Source organism: Caulobacter sp. S45, from assembly GCF_009765965.1.
Classification (GTDB): domain Bacteria; phylum Pseudomonadota; class Alphaproteobacteria; order Caulobacterales; family Caulobacteraceae; genus CAHJWH01.
On sequence record NZ_LMUL01000014.1, the window covers coordinates 17,308 to 31,391 of the forward strand.

General features: G+C 66.3%; 14 protein-coding genes. 5 read left to right on the plus strand and 9 right to left on the minus strand.

What is annotated here, in order from left to right; translation table 11 throughout:
• The first annotated feature begins 29 nt into the window (after positions 1–29).
• The 3 genes from GSQ87_RS07300 to GSQ87_RS07310 are packed head-to-tail and all read left to right on the plus strand — an operon-like array spanning position 30 to position 3,546.
• Positions 30–1,646, plus strand: coding sequence for an FAD-dependent monooxygenase (locus tag GSQ87_RS07300; RefSeq protein WP_158914817.1), 1,617 nt, complete (start codon positions 30–32; stop codon positions 1,644–1,646).
• Between the two features lie 42 nt (positions 1,647–1,688).
• Positions 1,689–2,456 (plus strand): class II aldolase/adducin family protein, encoded by a 768-nt coding sequence (locus GSQ87_RS07305; RefSeq protein WP_216839119.1) that lies wholly within the window; start codon positions 1,689–1,691, stop codon positions 2,454–2,456.
• A gap of 31 nt (positions 2,457–2,487) precedes the next feature.
• Positions 2,488–3,546, plus strand: coding sequence for an amidohydrolase family protein (locus tag GSQ87_RS07310; RefSeq protein ID WP_158914819.1), 1,059 nt, complete (start codon positions 2,488–2,490; stop codon positions 3,544–3,546).
• Positions 3,547–3,637: 91 nt separating this feature from the next.
• Here GSQ87_RS07310 and GSQ87_RS07315 read toward each other — a convergent pair whose 3' ends face one another.
• Genes GSQ87_RS07315 through GSQ87_RS07330 form a run of 4 tightly spaced genes read right to left on the minus strand, consistent with a single transcriptional unit; the run spans position 3,638 to position 7,419 of the window.
• On the minus strand, positions 3,638–5,230 hold the full coding sequence (locus GSQ87_RS07315) for an ethanolamine ammonia-lyase reactivating factor EutA (RefSeq protein ID WP_216839120.1): 1,593 nt from the start codon (positions 5,228–5,230) through the stop codon (positions 3,638–3,640).
• 29 nt (positions 5,231–5,259) lie between these two features.
• Positions 5,260–5,871: a cupin domain-containing protein gene (locus tag GSQ87_RS07320; protein ID WP_158914821.1), complete on the minus strand. Its 612-nt coding sequence runs from the start codon at positions 5,869–5,871 to the stop codon at positions 5,260–5,262.
• Positions 5,871–6,512: a cupin domain-containing protein gene (locus GSQ87_RS07325; RefSeq protein WP_158914823.1), complete on the minus strand. Its 642-nt coding sequence runs from the start codon at positions 6,510–6,512 to the stop codon at positions 5,871–5,873. The genes GSQ87_RS07320 and GSQ87_RS07325 overlap by 1 nt, the downstream gene beginning before the upstream one ends.
• 43 nt (positions 6,513–6,555) lie before the next feature.
• Positions 6,556–7,419, minus strand: a complete 864-nt coding sequence (locus tag GSQ87_RS07330) for a tripartite tricarboxylate transporter substrate binding protein (protein ID WP_158914825.1) — start codon at positions 7,417–7,419, stop codon at positions 6,556–6,558.
• A gap of 245 nt (positions 7,420–7,664) precedes the next feature.
• On the opposite strand from GSQ87_RS07330, the gene GSQ87_RS07335 reads away from it, so the two are divergent.
• Complete coding sequence (locus tag GSQ87_RS07335; RefSeq protein WP_158914827.1) at positions 7,665–8,459, plus strand: IclR family transcriptional regulator; 795 nt, start codon at positions 7,665–7,667, stop codon at positions 8,457–8,459.
• Here GSQ87_RS07335 and GSQ87_RS07340 read toward each other — a convergent pair.
• Genes GSQ87_RS07340 through GSQ87_RS07360 form a run of 5 tightly spaced genes read right to left on the minus strand, consistent with a single transcriptional unit; the run spans position 8,454 to position 13,429 of the window.
• Positions 8,454–9,290, minus strand: a complete 837-nt coding sequence (locus GSQ87_RS07340) for an SDR family oxidoreductase (protein WP_158914829.1) — start codon at positions 9,288–9,290, stop codon at positions 8,454–8,456. The genes GSQ87_RS07335 and GSQ87_RS07340 overlap by 6 nt on opposite strands.
• Positions 9,291–9,292: 2 nt before the next feature.
• Positions 9,293–10,048, minus strand: a complete 756-nt coding sequence (locus GSQ87_RS07345; protein WP_158914831.1) for an SDR family NAD(P)-dependent oxidoreductase — start codon at positions 10,046–10,048, stop codon at positions 9,293–9,295.
• Positions 10,045–10,887: a sugar phosphate isomerase/epimerase gene (locus GSQ87_RS07350; protein ID WP_158914833.1), complete on the minus strand. Its 843-nt coding sequence runs from the start codon at positions 10,885–10,887 to the stop codon at positions 10,045–10,047. The genes GSQ87_RS07345 and GSQ87_RS07350 overlap by 4 nt, the downstream gene beginning before the upstream one ends.
• Positions 10,887–11,654: an SDR family oxidoreductase gene (locus tag GSQ87_RS07355; RefSeq protein WP_254062811.1), complete on the minus strand. Its 768-nt coding sequence runs from the start codon at positions 11,652–11,654 to the stop codon at positions 10,887–10,889. The genes GSQ87_RS07350 and GSQ87_RS07355 overlap by 1 nt, the downstream gene beginning before the upstream one ends.
• Complete coding sequence (locus GSQ87_RS07360) at positions 11,651–13,429, minus strand: thiamine pyrophosphate-binding protein (RefSeq protein ID WP_158914835.1); 1,779 nt, start codon at positions 13,427–13,429, stop codon at positions 11,651–11,653. The genes GSQ87_RS07355 and GSQ87_RS07360 overlap by 4 nt, the downstream gene beginning before the upstream one ends.
• Before the next feature lie 177 nt (positions 13,430–13,606).
• On the opposite strand from GSQ87_RS07360, the gene GSQ87_RS07365 reads away from it, so the two are divergent.
• Positions 13,607–13,954 carry a hypothetical protein gene (locus tag GSQ87_RS07365; protein WP_158914837.1) on the plus strand — a complete coding sequence of 116 codons (348 nt, stop codon included), beginning with the start codon at positions 13,607–13,609 and terminating at the stop codon, positions 13,952–13,954.
• Positions 13,955–14,084 lie beyond the last annotated feature (130 nt).

Genomic DNA, 14,084 nt, shown 5'->3' on the forward strand with positions numbered 1-14,084 from the left:
AAACATGAGAGCGGCGCGTAGGTTTTTGGATGAACACCCAAGTCATCATCGTCGGAGCGGGTCCGGTCGGACTGACGCTTGCTGTCGATCTCGGGCGACGTGGGGTCTGTTGCACGATCATTGAGCGCAAGCCCGAGCCTGAATTCCTGCCGAAGATGGAGCGTTGCAATGCGCGCACCATGGAGATGTTTCGCCGTATCGGTCTAGCGGACAAACTTCGGGCGGCCGGACTTGCTTCCCACGTGCCGATGGACGTCTTCGTCATCCTGTCGATGATCGAGCCGCCGCTGCTGCACCTGACCTACCCTTCGGTCGATGCGGCTCGGCGGGAGGGGCGCGAGGTGAACGATGGGACCATGCCGCTCGAACCCTACCAGCTGATCTCCCAGTACACGGTGGAGCCGCTGCTCAAGGCCGAGGCCGAGCGCCTGCAGTCGGTCAGCGTCCGCTACGGCTGCGAATTCCAGGCGTTCTCGCAGGACCCGGCCGGGGTCACGGTGACCATGCGCACGGACGACGGCGGGACCGAGACGCTGCGGGGCCTTTACCTCGTCGGCTGCGACGGCGGCGGCAGCCCGGTGCGTCGGCAGCTCGGCATTCCCCTGCGTGGCGAGGGAAACATGCTGCAGCTTCGCCAGGCGCTGTTTCGCTGCGACACGCTCTACGATCGCCTGCCTTTGCAGGACGGCCCCGGACACGGGCGGCATTATCATGTCGCTGACAACCAGGCGACGTTCCTGATCATGCAGGATTCCACCCGGCACTGGACGCTTCACGCCGTCGTCGACAGCGACGAGGCGATGAAGCCCCAGTTCGAGCGCACCATCGGCGCGCCGGTCGACTATGAGATGCTCTATTGCGGGGAGTGGCGGCAGAACCTGTTGCTGGCCGACGCCTATCGCATGGATCGCGTGTTCCTGGCGGGCGACGCAGTCCACCTTGTGATCCCCACCGGCGGACTGGGCATGAACACCGGCGTTGGGGACGCGTTCGACCTGTCCTGGAAGCTGGCGGCGACGCTCCAAGGCTGGGGCGGCCCCGGACTGCTCGATTCCTACGAGATCGAACGTCGGCAGGTCGGCGACCGCAATGTCGGCGCGTCGCGCTACGCCTCGATGGGGCGGCGCAAGTGGCGCTCGCAGTGGCGTCCGGAAATCCGCGACGCCACGGCGGCCGGCCAGGCCGCGCGGGACCATCTGGCCGGCGTCGCCGATATCGAGCAGCGCAAGACCAACGAGATGATCGGGGCCGAGCTTGGCTACCGCTACGTCGACTCGCCGATCATCGACAACATTCCCGGCGGACCGGAACATCTGTTCCGCGACTACCAGCCGACCACCTGGCCCGGCGCGCGCCTGCCCCACGTCTGGCTGGCGGACGGGACGCCGGTCCAGGACCATATCCCGACCGAGGGCTACACCCTGCTGCGCCTGCGCGGTGGCCACGACACCGGCGCGTTGGAAGCGGCGTTCCGTGCGCGAAATGTCCGCCTGACGGTTCTGGACCTCGCCGACGACGTGGCGCGTTCGGTCTATGGCCGGGACCTGCTGCTGCTTCGCCCAGATATGCACGTCGTCTGGCGCAGCGATGCGCCTCCGGCAGACGCGACGGCCCTATGCGCGATCGCCACGGGGCATCGCGCCTAGCGGACGGGAAGAGGACACGACTCCGGTCGAGCGGAGCGGACGATGTTGAGAGGAATCCAGGCCATGCCGACCAATGCATTGGAAGCGATCATCGACGACATCGTGACCGCCAACCACATCCTGGCCCAGGAGGGCGTGGTCGACGCCTTCGGCCATGTCAGCGCCCGCCACCCAACCAATCCTGGACACTTCCTGTTGTCGCGCGCCCTGGCGCCGGAGCTGATCACCCACGACGATATCATCGAATACGAACTGGACGGTGCGCCGGTCCAGCCCGACGCCGCGAAGGGATATCTGGAGCGCTACATCCACGGTGCGCTCTACGAGGCGCGGCCGGAGGTCCAGTCGGTCATCCATAGTCACAGCCGCAGCGTCATCCCATTCAGCGTGACCAGCGAGCCGCTGCGCCCCATCGTCCACAGCTGCGCCACCATCGGCCGCCATGTTCCGGTCTGGGACGCGCAGGATTCGTTCGGCGACACCACCCTGCTGATCTCCAGCATGGCGATGGGACGCGACTTCGCCAAGGTGCTGGCGCAGAACAACAGCGCGCTGATGCGGGGGCACGGCTCCACGGTCATCGGTCGTTCGGTGCGCGAAGCCACCTATACCGCCGTCTACCTCGAGGTGAACGCCGGACTACAACTTCAGGCCACGCGCTTCCCGCCGGTCAAGTACCTGACCGACGGCGAGATCGACGCGATTTGCGGCCGCCTCGCCGACGCCAAGCCGGCGGAAGGCTACGACCGGGCCTGGGCCTACTGGTGCCGCCGGGCGGGCATGGAGCCGACGCCGCGCTTCGTGGGCTGACGCCGTTCAGAAAAAAGAGGAGACGCTGAGAATGGACCAGCCGAAAGCAGAGCGGCCGCCCAAGGCCGACTACGCCCGCATCGCTACCGAAGAAGCCTTCGCGCCCGCCGAGATGATGAACATCTGGCGCAAGATCCTCGAAGGCCCCGATCCCGATCCCGGCTTCGTCAGCCTGATCGGCTTCTACATGACCAGCCAGGCCGAACGGCCCCGCCACATCATGAATTGTCTCACAGACCTGGGCGCCATGCGCCTACGGCACATGGAAGAGGCCGGTATCGACCGGCAAGTTATCGCGCTGACCTCGCCCGGCGTGCAGGTGATGGAGGCCGACTCGGCCGTCGATTTCGCCAAGGTCGCCAATGACGAGCTTGCCGAAGCGTGCCGCAATCACCCCACGAAATTTTCCGGCATGGTCGCGATCGCTCCGCAGAAGCCGGCCGAGGCGGCGAAGGAGATCGAGCGCGGGATCAAGCAACTCGGCCTCACCGGCGTGATCATCAATTCCCATACCCATGGCGAATACCTGTCGAACCCGAAATTCTGGGAGATATTCGAGGCGGCGGAGGCCAACGACACGCCGATCTATCTCCACCCCAACACTCCGCCACGCGACATGATCCGCCCCTTTCTGGAAGTGGGCCTGGATGGCGCGATCTTCGGTTTCGGGGTCGAGACCGGCCTGCACGCGCTGCGCCTGATAACCAGCGGGGTGTTCGATCGCTTCCCCAAGCTGCAGATCATCATCGGCCACATGGGCGAGGCGCTGCCGTTCTGGGCTTACCGGCTCGACTACATGCACGCGGCGACGGTGCGCTCGAACCGCTATGAGAGCATGAAGCCGCTGAAGAAGAAGCCGAGCGAGTATCTGCGCGAGAACTTTCACATCACCAACAGCGGGGTGGCCTGGGAGCCGGCGATCAAGTTCACCCAAGACGTGGTCGGGACCGACCGGGTGCTCTATGCGATGGACTATCCTTACCAGCACTCGATCGAGGAAGTTCACAGCCTGGATCGAATGCAGATGGCGCCGGAAGTGAAGAAAGCGTTCTTCCAAACCAATGCGGAAAAACTCTTCAAAATATCATGAAGCGATATTTTTAACTGTAATCGCCTCGATGGATAAGGCGGCGCCGGGGAATGGGTGCTGTATTGGCGGTCGTCTCCTAGCTTTTCTCCACTTAGGCCGATAGGCGGCCGGGTGGGGAAGGGGGCGTTGAGCCGAACAGGAGCGACTTGACCGTAACCGGCACGGTTCTCGACGGCAACCGGATGCGGCCAAGATCGACATGGTCGAAATCGCCCAGTCTGACGCCGTCGATCACCAGCACCTCTATGGGTATGTCGAGTTCGTCTTTCAGGATAGCGCCCAGGCTGGCGGCGGCGTCGCCTTCGAGCATGAGATAGAGCGGGGCGCCCGCCGCGATGCGGTCGTCGAGCCCCGCCGCGATCCCCCGCGCAAGGGCGTGGAGGCGGCGGTGGCTCGGTGCTCCGGACCAGCGAAGCGCCAGGGCCAGGTCCTGGCCGACGAGGGGCGCCAGGGCGCGGCGGCCGCGGATCGCCGTCGCCAGCGCGACCGGATCGATTTCGCCAGACAAATCCACGGCTGGACGGAGCACGGGCAGGTTTCTGCGCGGCAGGAGTTTCGCGTGCGATGAGATGTAGATGGTGTCGCCGCTCATCTGCACGCAATAGCGGGATGCGCCGAGCACGGTCGCCCGGATACGCTCGCTCGGCTCGAGCAGGGGAGCGAACGCGGCCTCGTCCAGCGCCCGGCGCAAGGCGATCCCCAGCGCCGGGCCTAGATCGCCGAAGTCGCGCCGCTCCCGTCGGTAGACATATTCCGCGACGCCGCCGGAGATCATGATCCCGTCCACGCCCGACGTCCCCACGAGCGGATCGGTCAGCATGGTTGTCGCGGCGGCCTCCGTGAGCGAGGCGGCGCCGACCGCAGCCATGATCGCCTGGACGACCAGCGCCGCCATCGCCGTGGCCACCGCAGCGCGGCCGCTCGGTGGGACGGTGTCGCCGTGCGCCCACGTGAAACCGGCGCGCGCGGCGTGCCTGGCCCCCGCCGGTTCGAGTCGTGTGAGCCTATCCTCCCGATCGACGGCGAGCAGTCGACCGCCCACCGCCATCGCGGCGGTGGCGAGCACCTCGCCGCGCTCCACCAGGGCCAACTTGGTGGTCGCTCCACCGATGTCGACCAGCAGCAGGCGCCGACCGCCGTCCTCCCGTGACGCCCGGACAGCGCCCGATCCGAAGGCCGCGAGCATCGCCTCCATGTGGTCGCCGGCGGCGATGCAGACGAGATCGCCCACCGCCTGCGACAGGCGCGCACCGATCGCCGCCGCGTTCGTCCGCCCGCTCGCCGCGCCGGTCAGGATCACCGCGCCGGTATCGACCTCGTCGGGGCTGAAGCCGGCTTCGCGAAACACCCGCTCGACGATCCGCCATAGCGCTTCTTCGTCGATCAGGTCGTTGTCGCGGAAGGGGGTCGCCATGATCGGCGAGGCATAGAGCGCCACCGGCTCGGCATCATCTCGGCGGGCGCCATGAACGCTCAACCGCGAAAGCACCGCCTGGGTGCTCGACGAACCGATGTCGAGTCCCAGGCTGATCAGCGTGGCGTCCCCGGCCTCCCCACCGGCCCCAGCGAAATCCTCGTCGTGATCATGGTCGTGATCATGGTCGTGATCGTGATCTTCGTGCGAATGGTCGAACAAGGCGCCGAGCGCATGATCGGCCAAGCTATGGCGCCTATCGTCAGTCACCGGACGCGTTCCGCACTTCGACAGCTCCGTTAAGAGACCGCCGCCTTGCCCCGCATGTACTGACGCACGACTTCCTCGGTCAGCACCACGTTCGGATCGTATTCCGGCGCATCCTCCATCTGCTCGAGCGTGTTCAGCCCCATCTGCCTGAAGATCCGCGCCGTCGACGAAATGAGCCGCACGGGGCGCTCAGGGTTGGCGTTGAAGTGCTGATGGATGGTGTTCGGCGGAATGTAGATGTAATCACCCGCCTCCCAGTCGAAGCGCTGGGTCTCTTCCTGCGGCGTCCAGATGAACTGATCGGTGATCTCGACGTCGCAATCCTGATGGATATCGTAGCCCGCACCTTCCAGGACGTAGATGCATTCCTCCGCCAAATGTCGGTGCTTGCCCGAGCGGGAGCCGGGGGGGATGAGCTGCATGTAGACGTCGACCGTCTCGATGCGGGTGTTCATCTGCTCGTTGATCAGATGCTTGAGCAGTCCTTGGCGCGACATCTCCCAGGGCATTTCGTCCGGACGCACCACCTTCTTGCGCCGGGCGTTGCGCACGGGAGCGTCCGTCGCCTCGTCCAGCAGGTTCTGGTAGAGCTTTTCGTTGCCGCCGCCGCGAAGCCAAGCCGTACTTTCTTCCCAAGCCATCAGTAGCCCCCCTCAGGATGGTTGAAGTCGAGTTCTTCCTCGCGCACGTCGAAACCCATGCTTTCGGGGGTTTCGTCGGTCACGCGGGCCTTGACCTGCTTTTGAAACAGCATGTTGAGGAAGAGGTAGAGCGGCTTGGTCTTGATCACCAGGCAACGCGCCGGCTTGGTCTTGGACGCGTTGAAGTGCTGGTGGACGCAGTTGTTGTGGACGATGGCCACGTCGCCCGCCTTCCAGTCGTAGCGTACGCCGTCGTGGATTTCGTAACCCTCGCCGTCGAGGATGTAGAAGGCCGCCTCGTTCACATGCCCGTGCTTCTGGGAATAGCCGCCCGGGGCGTACTCTTCCAGGTGCATATGGAAGGTCTGGGTGATGCCGTCCTTGGGCTCCACATAGTGGCGGCTATAGGCCTGCGGTCCATCGACGAACTTGATCTCCGATCCCTTGAGCACGCGCGGACTGGAGCGCAGGCGCGTTAGTTCCTTCTTGACGTCGTATTCACCTTCGAAGCCGCGAACGAAGACGCGATCCTTCTTGGAGTGATAGAGGTTGGCGACCTTTTCCTCGGTCGTCAGCGCATCGGAGTTGTGGCCGATGGGGGGCGGTGGCGCGCCGTGCGCGTCGTTTGGATCGTCTGCCATGATCTTCCTCTCGTTACGGCGCAAGCGACGGGCGCGCCTGGGGTCACGCGACGGCGAGCTGGTTCTTCCAGCGGGTGACGAACTGGGCCTGGTTCTGCAGGATGCGCATCGTCCCGGCCGGATCGTCCGGAGTCAGGTTGGCGTGGTTGCGCGCGGCCCATTCGACCACCGAAGGCTGGCGGAGCGCGCTGATGAAGGCCTTGGAGAGCCGCTCGATGATCGGGGCGGGCATCCCCGGCGGTCCTGCGATCGGCCGAAACTGCGCGATGTCGACTAGGTCCGGCAGGCCGAGCGTGGTCGCGTCCGGCACGCCCGGCAGGCTTCCGGTCTTTTCGAACGTGCAGAGCACCCGCACCGCCTTGGCCTTCAGGTAGGAGTTGACCGAAGCCAGCGATGCGATCGCGGCGTCGCCGTCGCCCCGCACAGCCGCAACGATATAGTCGTTGGTGCCCTTGTAGCCCGTGATGATCTGACTGCGCACGCCCAGCAGCCGGGCGCCGATCTTGGTCGCGGAATAGGCGGTGCCCGCCGCACCGACGCAGGTGAACTTGACCGGCCGCTGATGGCCGAGGGCGCGCAGGTGGTCGACGCTGTGGATCGCGGACGTGGCGGGGACCAGGAGCGCATAGGCGTCGCGTCCCATATTGGCGATCCAGCTGAGCTTCTGCAGATCGAAGTCCAGGCCGCCCTGTTCTCTTAGGATCATGGCCCCCGGGATGTTGACGATCGAGATGATCGAGCCGTCCGGCTTGGCGCGATGGATTTCCTGCGCCGCCTGCGCGCCGCCCGCTCCATCGACGTTTTGGGGGATGACCAGTGCGCCAAGGCTCTTCTGCAACGCCGGGATCACCGCGCGGACGTAGGAGTCGAAACCCCCGCCAGGCGCGTAGGGAATGATGAATGTCACATCCGGGTTGGACGACCTGCCTGGTGCACAGGCGGAAAGCAGAGCCGTGGAGCCGTACGCCAGGAAGCGCCGCCTTTCCGCCTTCACGAAACGCCCCCGTCAGCGAGCGCGGGATAGGTTTTGGCGACGTTTTTCCGTCGGCTCATGTCATCTCCCTTTTCTTATGGTTTCGGTTAAGCGTCACCTGTGGTTTCGTCAAACAGAATTCGTTCCGCCTGACGGAACAACAATGAGGGGAATCGAGAGTGGAAAATGATCCGACGCCACGCGCCGTCGAGCATCAGAAGAAGGCCAATCGCGTCGAGGCCGTCGAGCGCGCCCTGTCGCTGCTGCAATGCTTCCGCGCGCAAGGCGAAGGATTGAGCCTCGCCCAACTCGCCCAGCGCTCAGCGTTGTCGAAGGCCACCATCCTGCGGCTGTGCGGTTCGCTCATCCGGAAAGGTTTCCTACATCGCGACGGCCGTGGAATTTTCGTGCTCGGCCGCGAGTTGCAGCGGCTCGGGCATCTCAGCCGCGCCGATATCGGGCTAGCCGATCTCATCCGGCCGGTGCTGCGGGATTTGGCGGAAAGCGCCGAAGAGACGTCTTCCTTCTACGTTCAGGACGGAGAGATGCGGCTCTGCCTGTTCCGCCACAATTCTCCGCGATCCGCGCGCCACCACCTTGAGGAGGGTTCGCGGCACCCGCTGGATCGCGGCGCCGCGGGCGTCCTGCTCAGCGCCTTCGGCGGAGCGGAAGGATCGGAAGCCGAACAAGCGAGAAAGCATGGATGGGTGATTTCGATCGGCAGCCGCAACGCCGAGCTTGCGGCGGTCGCGGTTCCGCTGGTGAACATGGACGGTCACGTGCTCGGTGCATTGACCGTATCCGGGCTGATTGGGCGCTTCACGACGGAGAAGATCGAGCGGAGTCGTATCGCGCTGCTCAACGCCGCGAGCGCGCTAAGGCCTCAGCTGCCGCTGCACCTCGACGGAGGGATCTTGGAGCCGGGCGCCTTCCATCACCGCCCGGGCCGGGACCAAGGTCGGGCGACATCATAGGATGCTTCTGCCGCCGTCCATGACGATGTTCTGCCCGGTCATGTAGCTGGAGGCGGGGGAACACAGGAACTGGACCGCCGAGCGGTATTCGGCGACGTCCGCCATCCGGCCCATGGGGATCAGATTGGTTAGCCGATCCAGGAACTCGGGAGGATGGTTGTTGAACACCCCGCCGGGGGACAGGGCGTTCACCCGCACGCCGCGGTCGGCCCAATAGCTCGCCAGGTAGCGCGTCAGGCCGACCAGGCCGGATTTGATGACGGAGTAGGTGACGGGCTTGACCGGCTGGTCGCCCGGCGCGACTCCGGCCTTTCGATACAGCCGCTGATCCGGGGCGATGACCGACAGGTCGGAGGCTATATTGAGGATCACGCCGTCGCCCCGCTCCGCCATTCGGCTGCCAAAGATCCGGGAGCATAGAAAGGCGCCGGTGAGCCCGATGCGAATCTGGTCGTCCCAGGCCTGCAGCGGCATGTGCTCCAGCCGGCTGAGCTCCAGGCCGCCACCATCCGCCGACACCTTGGGGTCGATCGCCGCATTGTTCACCAGGATGTCGATCCTGTCGTGACGCTCCGCTAACCGAAGGAGCGAGGTCTCCGAGGCGACGTCCAGCACGTCGAGGTGAATCTGACCGGGAAACTGGGCGATCAGATCGGCACAGGCCGCCTGGAGCCTGTCCGGATCGATGTCCGTCGCCAGGACCGTTGCTCCGGCTTCCGCCAGGGCATGGGCGTGCTGCGGTCCCAGCAGGCCGGCTGCGCCCGTGACCAGGGCTGTCCGTCCGGACAGACTGTAGGCCGTGCTGCCGCTTGGGGTCGCCGCTGGGGGCATGATCATGTCCTCGTCTGGCCGCCGTCGACCACCAGGACAGAGCCGGTGATGAAGGCTGCGCGGTCCGATAGCAGGAAGGCGGTCGCGTCGGCGACGTCCTGCGGCGCGCCGAACCGCCGCAAGGGCACCTCGCGGTCCAGCATGTTCCGGACGCCCTCTGGGTCGGCCCGTCGCTTGGCGTCCCATGTCCCGCCGTCGAACAGGATGTTCCCCGGCGCCACGCCGTTGATCCGGACACCGTCTCGCGCGAAGGGGCGCGACAAGCCGAGGACGGCTGCGTCGAGCGCCGCCTTGGCCGCGGAATAGGCCACCGGCGCCCCCAGCGCCTCGCGACCGCAGATCGAGGATATGCAGACAATCGAGCCCGCGCTGTCTCGCGTCATCAAGGGACGCAAGGCGCAGATCAGGTTCATGGCGCTGAACAGGTTCAAATCCAGGACACGCCGCCACTCGTCGGGCGTTTCCTGCCCTGGAGGGACCGAGGCCCCGGACCCGGCGTTGGTGACCAGCAGGTCGAGGCGTCCGAACCGCTGCCCGACCTGAGCCGCCAGGTCCTGGCAGGCGGCTTCCTCGCGCAGGTCCAGGCTGTAGGCGACCGCGCCGTCCAGTTCTCCGGCCGCGCGGTCCAGTTCCTCCTTGCCCCGGGCTGTCAGGATCAGTCGGCACCCCTCGGCATGCAGGCGCCGTGCGATGGCCAGACCGATGCCGCGACTGGCGCCCCCGACCAGGGCGATCTTTCCTGCCAGATCGAGGTTCATGCCTGGGCGATCCAGTCGAGCACCGCCCGGCGGTAGCGGGCGGCGGCGCCTGGGTGATCGCCATCGGCCGCGCGGGCGGTCTGCAGGATGAAGTGACCGCTGTAGCCGACCGATTTCAACAGTGTGAACACGCCGGGCAGGTCCGCATTGCCTTCGCCCAGGGGCACGGTCGTTCCGTTCAGCAGCCGGTCCTTGACGTGGACGTTGAGCATCCGGTTGGCGATCAGGGGAATCTCCACCTCGGGCGGCCAGCCCATGCCGGCGCTGTTGCCGATGTCGAAATTGATCCCGAAGCGGTCGTGCGGAAACCGGGCGATGAAGGCCGTCAGCTCGTTCGGTGGGAAGTCGGACTCGAAAGCCACCCTGACGCCGAGTTCAGTCAGTCGCGGCGTCAGATCGACCAGCCCGTCCATCAGGGACGCCTCATCGGCGGGGTTCTGGATCGCGCCGTTGTCCACCAGCGGGACGACCACGAGGTGCGCCCCCACCGCCTGGGCGCCGGCGACGACATCGGCGAACTCATCGAGCAGGGCCTGCCGCGCCGCGCCGTGCGCCTTCCAGAACGGAGCCTGCATGAAGCAGTCCCCGGTGATCGAGCTGACCGTCACACCGCTGTCGCGCGCCAGGTCCTGGATCAAAGCCTGCCCAGGAGCCGTCATCAGTGGATTGTCCGCCAACCCGTCATGATCCAGCGTCCATTCCATCCGGGCGAACCCAAGGCTCCGGGCGATCGGAAACTCGGCCTGCCAGTGGGCCGCGGGAAAGGCCTGGATCTTGCCGTCGACCAGGGGCGACAAGCGGCCCTGCATGAAGCCGACCCGATGGTTGAAATCGGTCATCAAAGCCCCTTCGCCGTCCAGCCGCCGTCGATGACCAGATCCTGTCCGGTCATGTAACGCGAGGCGTCGCTGGCCAGGAAGACGGCCGCGCCCACCAGATCGTCAACCACACCCCAACGCCCCAGGCAGGTACGGTCGGCGCGCTGTTGGCGCTGGATCGGATCGGAATAGCTTTTCGCGGTCATCGCCGTCTGGATGTAGCCGGGGGCCAGGGCGTTGACCCGGACGCCCCTGGGCCCGAGGTCCACCGCCAGGGACTTGGTCAAGAACCGCAGACCGCCCTTGGCCGCCCCATAGCCCGGATTCCCCGGAAAGCCGGCATGGGCGCCGATGCTGGTCACATTGATGATGGCGCCGCCATCGCGCATGACCCGTGACGCCGCCAGGCAGTTGGCGTAGGCGGCGCGTAGATTGACCCCGATGGTCTGGTCGAACCTGTCCATCGCCGAATCCGGCCGCTCGGGGTCCTCGGGCAGGGTGACGCCTGCGGCATTGATCAGGATGTCGAGCCGGCCATGCTCCGCCACGATGGCGGCCAGGACGTCGTCCAGGCCCAGCGCGACGTTGGCCGCCAGATAACCAACCGGCTGGCTGAAGGGATGGTCCGGGTTCGCGGATCGCGCCACGGCGACAACGACTGCTCCCGCCGCCGCCAGGCCGTCGGCGAGGGCGTGACCGATCCCGCGCGATCCGCCGGTGACCAGCGCGACCTTGCCGTCCAGTGAAAACAGGCTGGCCAGGCCTTGGGGCGAGCGGACCCCGTTCACCACTGAAGTTCGGCCAGCGAGGTGGAGGACAGCTTGCCATCCTGCCCGATGATGGTGCGAACGGTCGGTCCCCGGGGTTCCGACTTGTCGACGATCAGGTCGACGATGAGCGGCGGGGCCTCGGCGTCAAAGCCCTCGAGCGCTGCATCCAGCTGCGCCAAGCTCTCGATGCGGCGATAGCCGAGACGGAAGGCCGCCGCGATCTCGGCATAGTCGGGGATGAACACACCCGACGCCCTGTCCGCCCCGCCGGTGGCGCCGAAGTGCCGTTCCTGCGACGCCTTGATGGACAGATAGCCGTCGTTGTTCAGGACGAACAGCACGAAGCCCTTGGGTCCGTAGTGGGCCAGGGTCGCCAGTTCCTGAAGGTTGAGCATCAACCCGCCGTCGCCCTCGACGCACATGACCGGGCGCGCCTGGGCGAAGGCGGCGCCGATGGCATGCGGCAGACCCAGGCCCATAGCCCCCAAGGAGGCGCCGAAGAAGCACCGGGCGCCGGCGCGCGGAGCGAAGAAGCGGATGAAGGTCTCGATGCCCGCGCCCGATCCGGTCGGCACGAACACCTTGCCGGCGGACCATTTCGATAGGGCGCCCGCGACGCCGAAAACGTTCATGGCGCCGGTCGCGAGCCGCAGCTGTTCCTGCGCCAGATAGGTGGCTGCCTGCTCGCGGCACCATTGTAGCCAGGGGGTGGTCCTGGCCTTGTCCTGGGGCGCCGCCAGGCCGTCGATCGCAGACGGCAGGGCGCAGAGGTTGACTTCAAGCGTCGTCACGCGGGCGAGATGGGCGAACTTGGCCAGTTCAGCCGGGTCGACATCGACGATCCACCGTTCGGCCTGCGCGCCGAAGTCGTCCCGCTGGAACGCGGTGGTGCCCAGGTCCAGGCGTGCGCCGAGGAAGACGATCCTGTCGGCCTTGTAGAGAATGCTGTTGGCGGACATAGGCGCTAGGCCGCCCGGAGCGCCGAAGTTGAGCGGGTGTTCGGCAGGGACGGCGTCGGCGGCCGGCCACGACGTCACCAAGGGGATGGCGCGCGTCTCGGCGAAGGCGACGACCGCTTCGGCCGCTCCCGCAATCCGACAGCCGGCGCCGACATAGATCAGCGGCCGCTCGCCGCCTTGCAGCCAGCCCAGCGCGTCCGCAAGCGCGGCGGCGTCGGTGGGGGACCGGCTGGCGGCGATCCGGCTGCGGATATCGGCGAGCGCGTCGCGCACGGTCGCCTGATCGAAGGCCAGCGGGACATTCTGGACATCCAGCGGGATCTCGATGAACACCGGCCCAGGACGCCCGCTGAACGCCAGCGCCAGAGCCGTATTGAGTTCGGCCATGGCCCCTTGAGCCGTCAGCTGGACGAAATGCTTGACGCAGGGCTGGATGAGATCGCGGGAGCGGACCTCCTGCGCCCCATGGGTGCGCGTCCCGTGGCGATCGATGTCGGCCGTCTTCACCTGCCCGGCGAGAACGACGATGGGGCTGGAGTCGCCAAAGGCGGAACACAGGCTGGTCACGGCGTTGGTCACGCCCGGCCCCGCCGTCACCACGGCAAGGCCAGGCGCTGTGAACCCGGCGGCCTTGGCGTAGCCGTCGGCGGCCGCCACGCAGGCCTGTTCGTGCTGGCAGTAGACCGCCTTCAGTCCCGGGGTCGTTTCCACGGCCCGGTTTAGATACATCGCCATGCCGCCCGTCAGGCTGAAGGCGGTGCGAGCGCCCAAGGCGCATACGAGCTCGACCGAGAAACCGGCGATCGTCTGTAGGTTCGTCGGCGGTGACGACATGGCGGCCTAGTCTCTCAAGAACGGATATTCGAATCGCTTGCAGGCGACCCGTCATCCTATCTCGGTTGCGGCGACTCGGCTCGCCGTGCGCCAACACCCCGTGGCGAGAGCAGCTCCTGCTATCCGTGGAGGATGAATTCGCGTGACAGTCGGGCCAGCGCCGAAATATGTAGGTTCATGCCCAGATGGGTCCTCGCCATCCTTGCAGCGTTTGCGCTGTGCCTGAGCCCGCTGACCGCGTTTGCGGCGCAGGCTCGCTGCGCTCAGATGCCGATGGCGGCGGCGATGAGCAAGACGGCGCCGTCCCCCGCTTCAGGCGCCCATGGCAAGGGCTGTTGCGATCATCCGACTAAGGCCTGCATCGCGGCTTGCGCCGCCATGGCGTCTTCGGTGATCGCTCTGCCTTACGACGCCAGCCCGAAGATCTTGATCGGCGTACCTGTCGTTCGTGGCTTCGTAGCGTTTACCGAACTCGCGGGGCGCATCCCCGCCAAGGTCGAGCGACCCCCAAAATCCATCGCCTGAAGCGCCCGACGGCACACCTCGATGTTTATCGAGGCGTGGCGCGCGTCCTGTACCTGCGGTCCCCTTTTGGCGGCTGCACGCCTGAGGCGCTGACCGTCGCCTGATCTGCCGCTGGGCCCCCTCCCGTCCC

Coding starts and splice junctions, on each gene's coding strand:
- GSQ87_RS07345 (WP_158914831.1), bottom strand. CDS start 10,048: ATGAACCTCGATCTGGCAGGAAAGATCGCCCTGGTCGGGGGCGCCAGT.
- GSQ87_RS07340 (WP_158914829.1), bottom strand. CDS start 9,290: ATGCCCCCAGCGGCGACCCCAAGCGGCAGCACGGCCTACAGTCTGTCC.
- GSQ87_RS07325 (WP_158914823.1), bottom strand. CDS start 6,512: ATGGCAGACGATCCAAACGACGCGCACGGCGCGCCACCGCCCCCCATC.
- GSQ87_RS07305 (WP_216839119.1), top strand. CDS start 1,689: ATGTTGAGAGGAATCCAGGCCATGCCGACCAATGCATTGGAAGCGATC.
- GSQ87_RS07350 (WP_158914833.1), bottom strand. CDS start 10,887: ATGACCGATTTCAACCATCGGGTCGGCTTCATGCAGGGCCGCTTGTCG.
- GSQ87_RS07300 (WP_158914817.1), top strand. CDS start 30: ATGAACACCCAAGTCATCATCGTCGGAGCGGGTCCGGTCGGACTGACG.
- GSQ87_RS07360 (WP_158914835.1), bottom strand. CDS start 13,429: ATGTCGTCACCGCCGACGAACCTACAGACGATCGCCGGTTTCTCGGTC.
- GSQ87_RS07365 (WP_158914837.1), top strand. CDS start 13,607: ATGCCCAGATGGGTCCTCGCCATCCTTGCAGCGTTTGCGCTGTGCCTG.
- GSQ87_RS07320 (WP_158914821.1), bottom strand. CDS start 5,871: ATGGCTTGGGAAGAAAGTACGGCTTGGCTTCGCGGCGGCGGCAACGAA.
- GSQ87_RS07310 (WP_158914819.1), top strand. CDS start 2,488: ATGGACCAGCCGAAAGCAGAGCGGCCGCCCAAGGCCGACTACGCCCGC.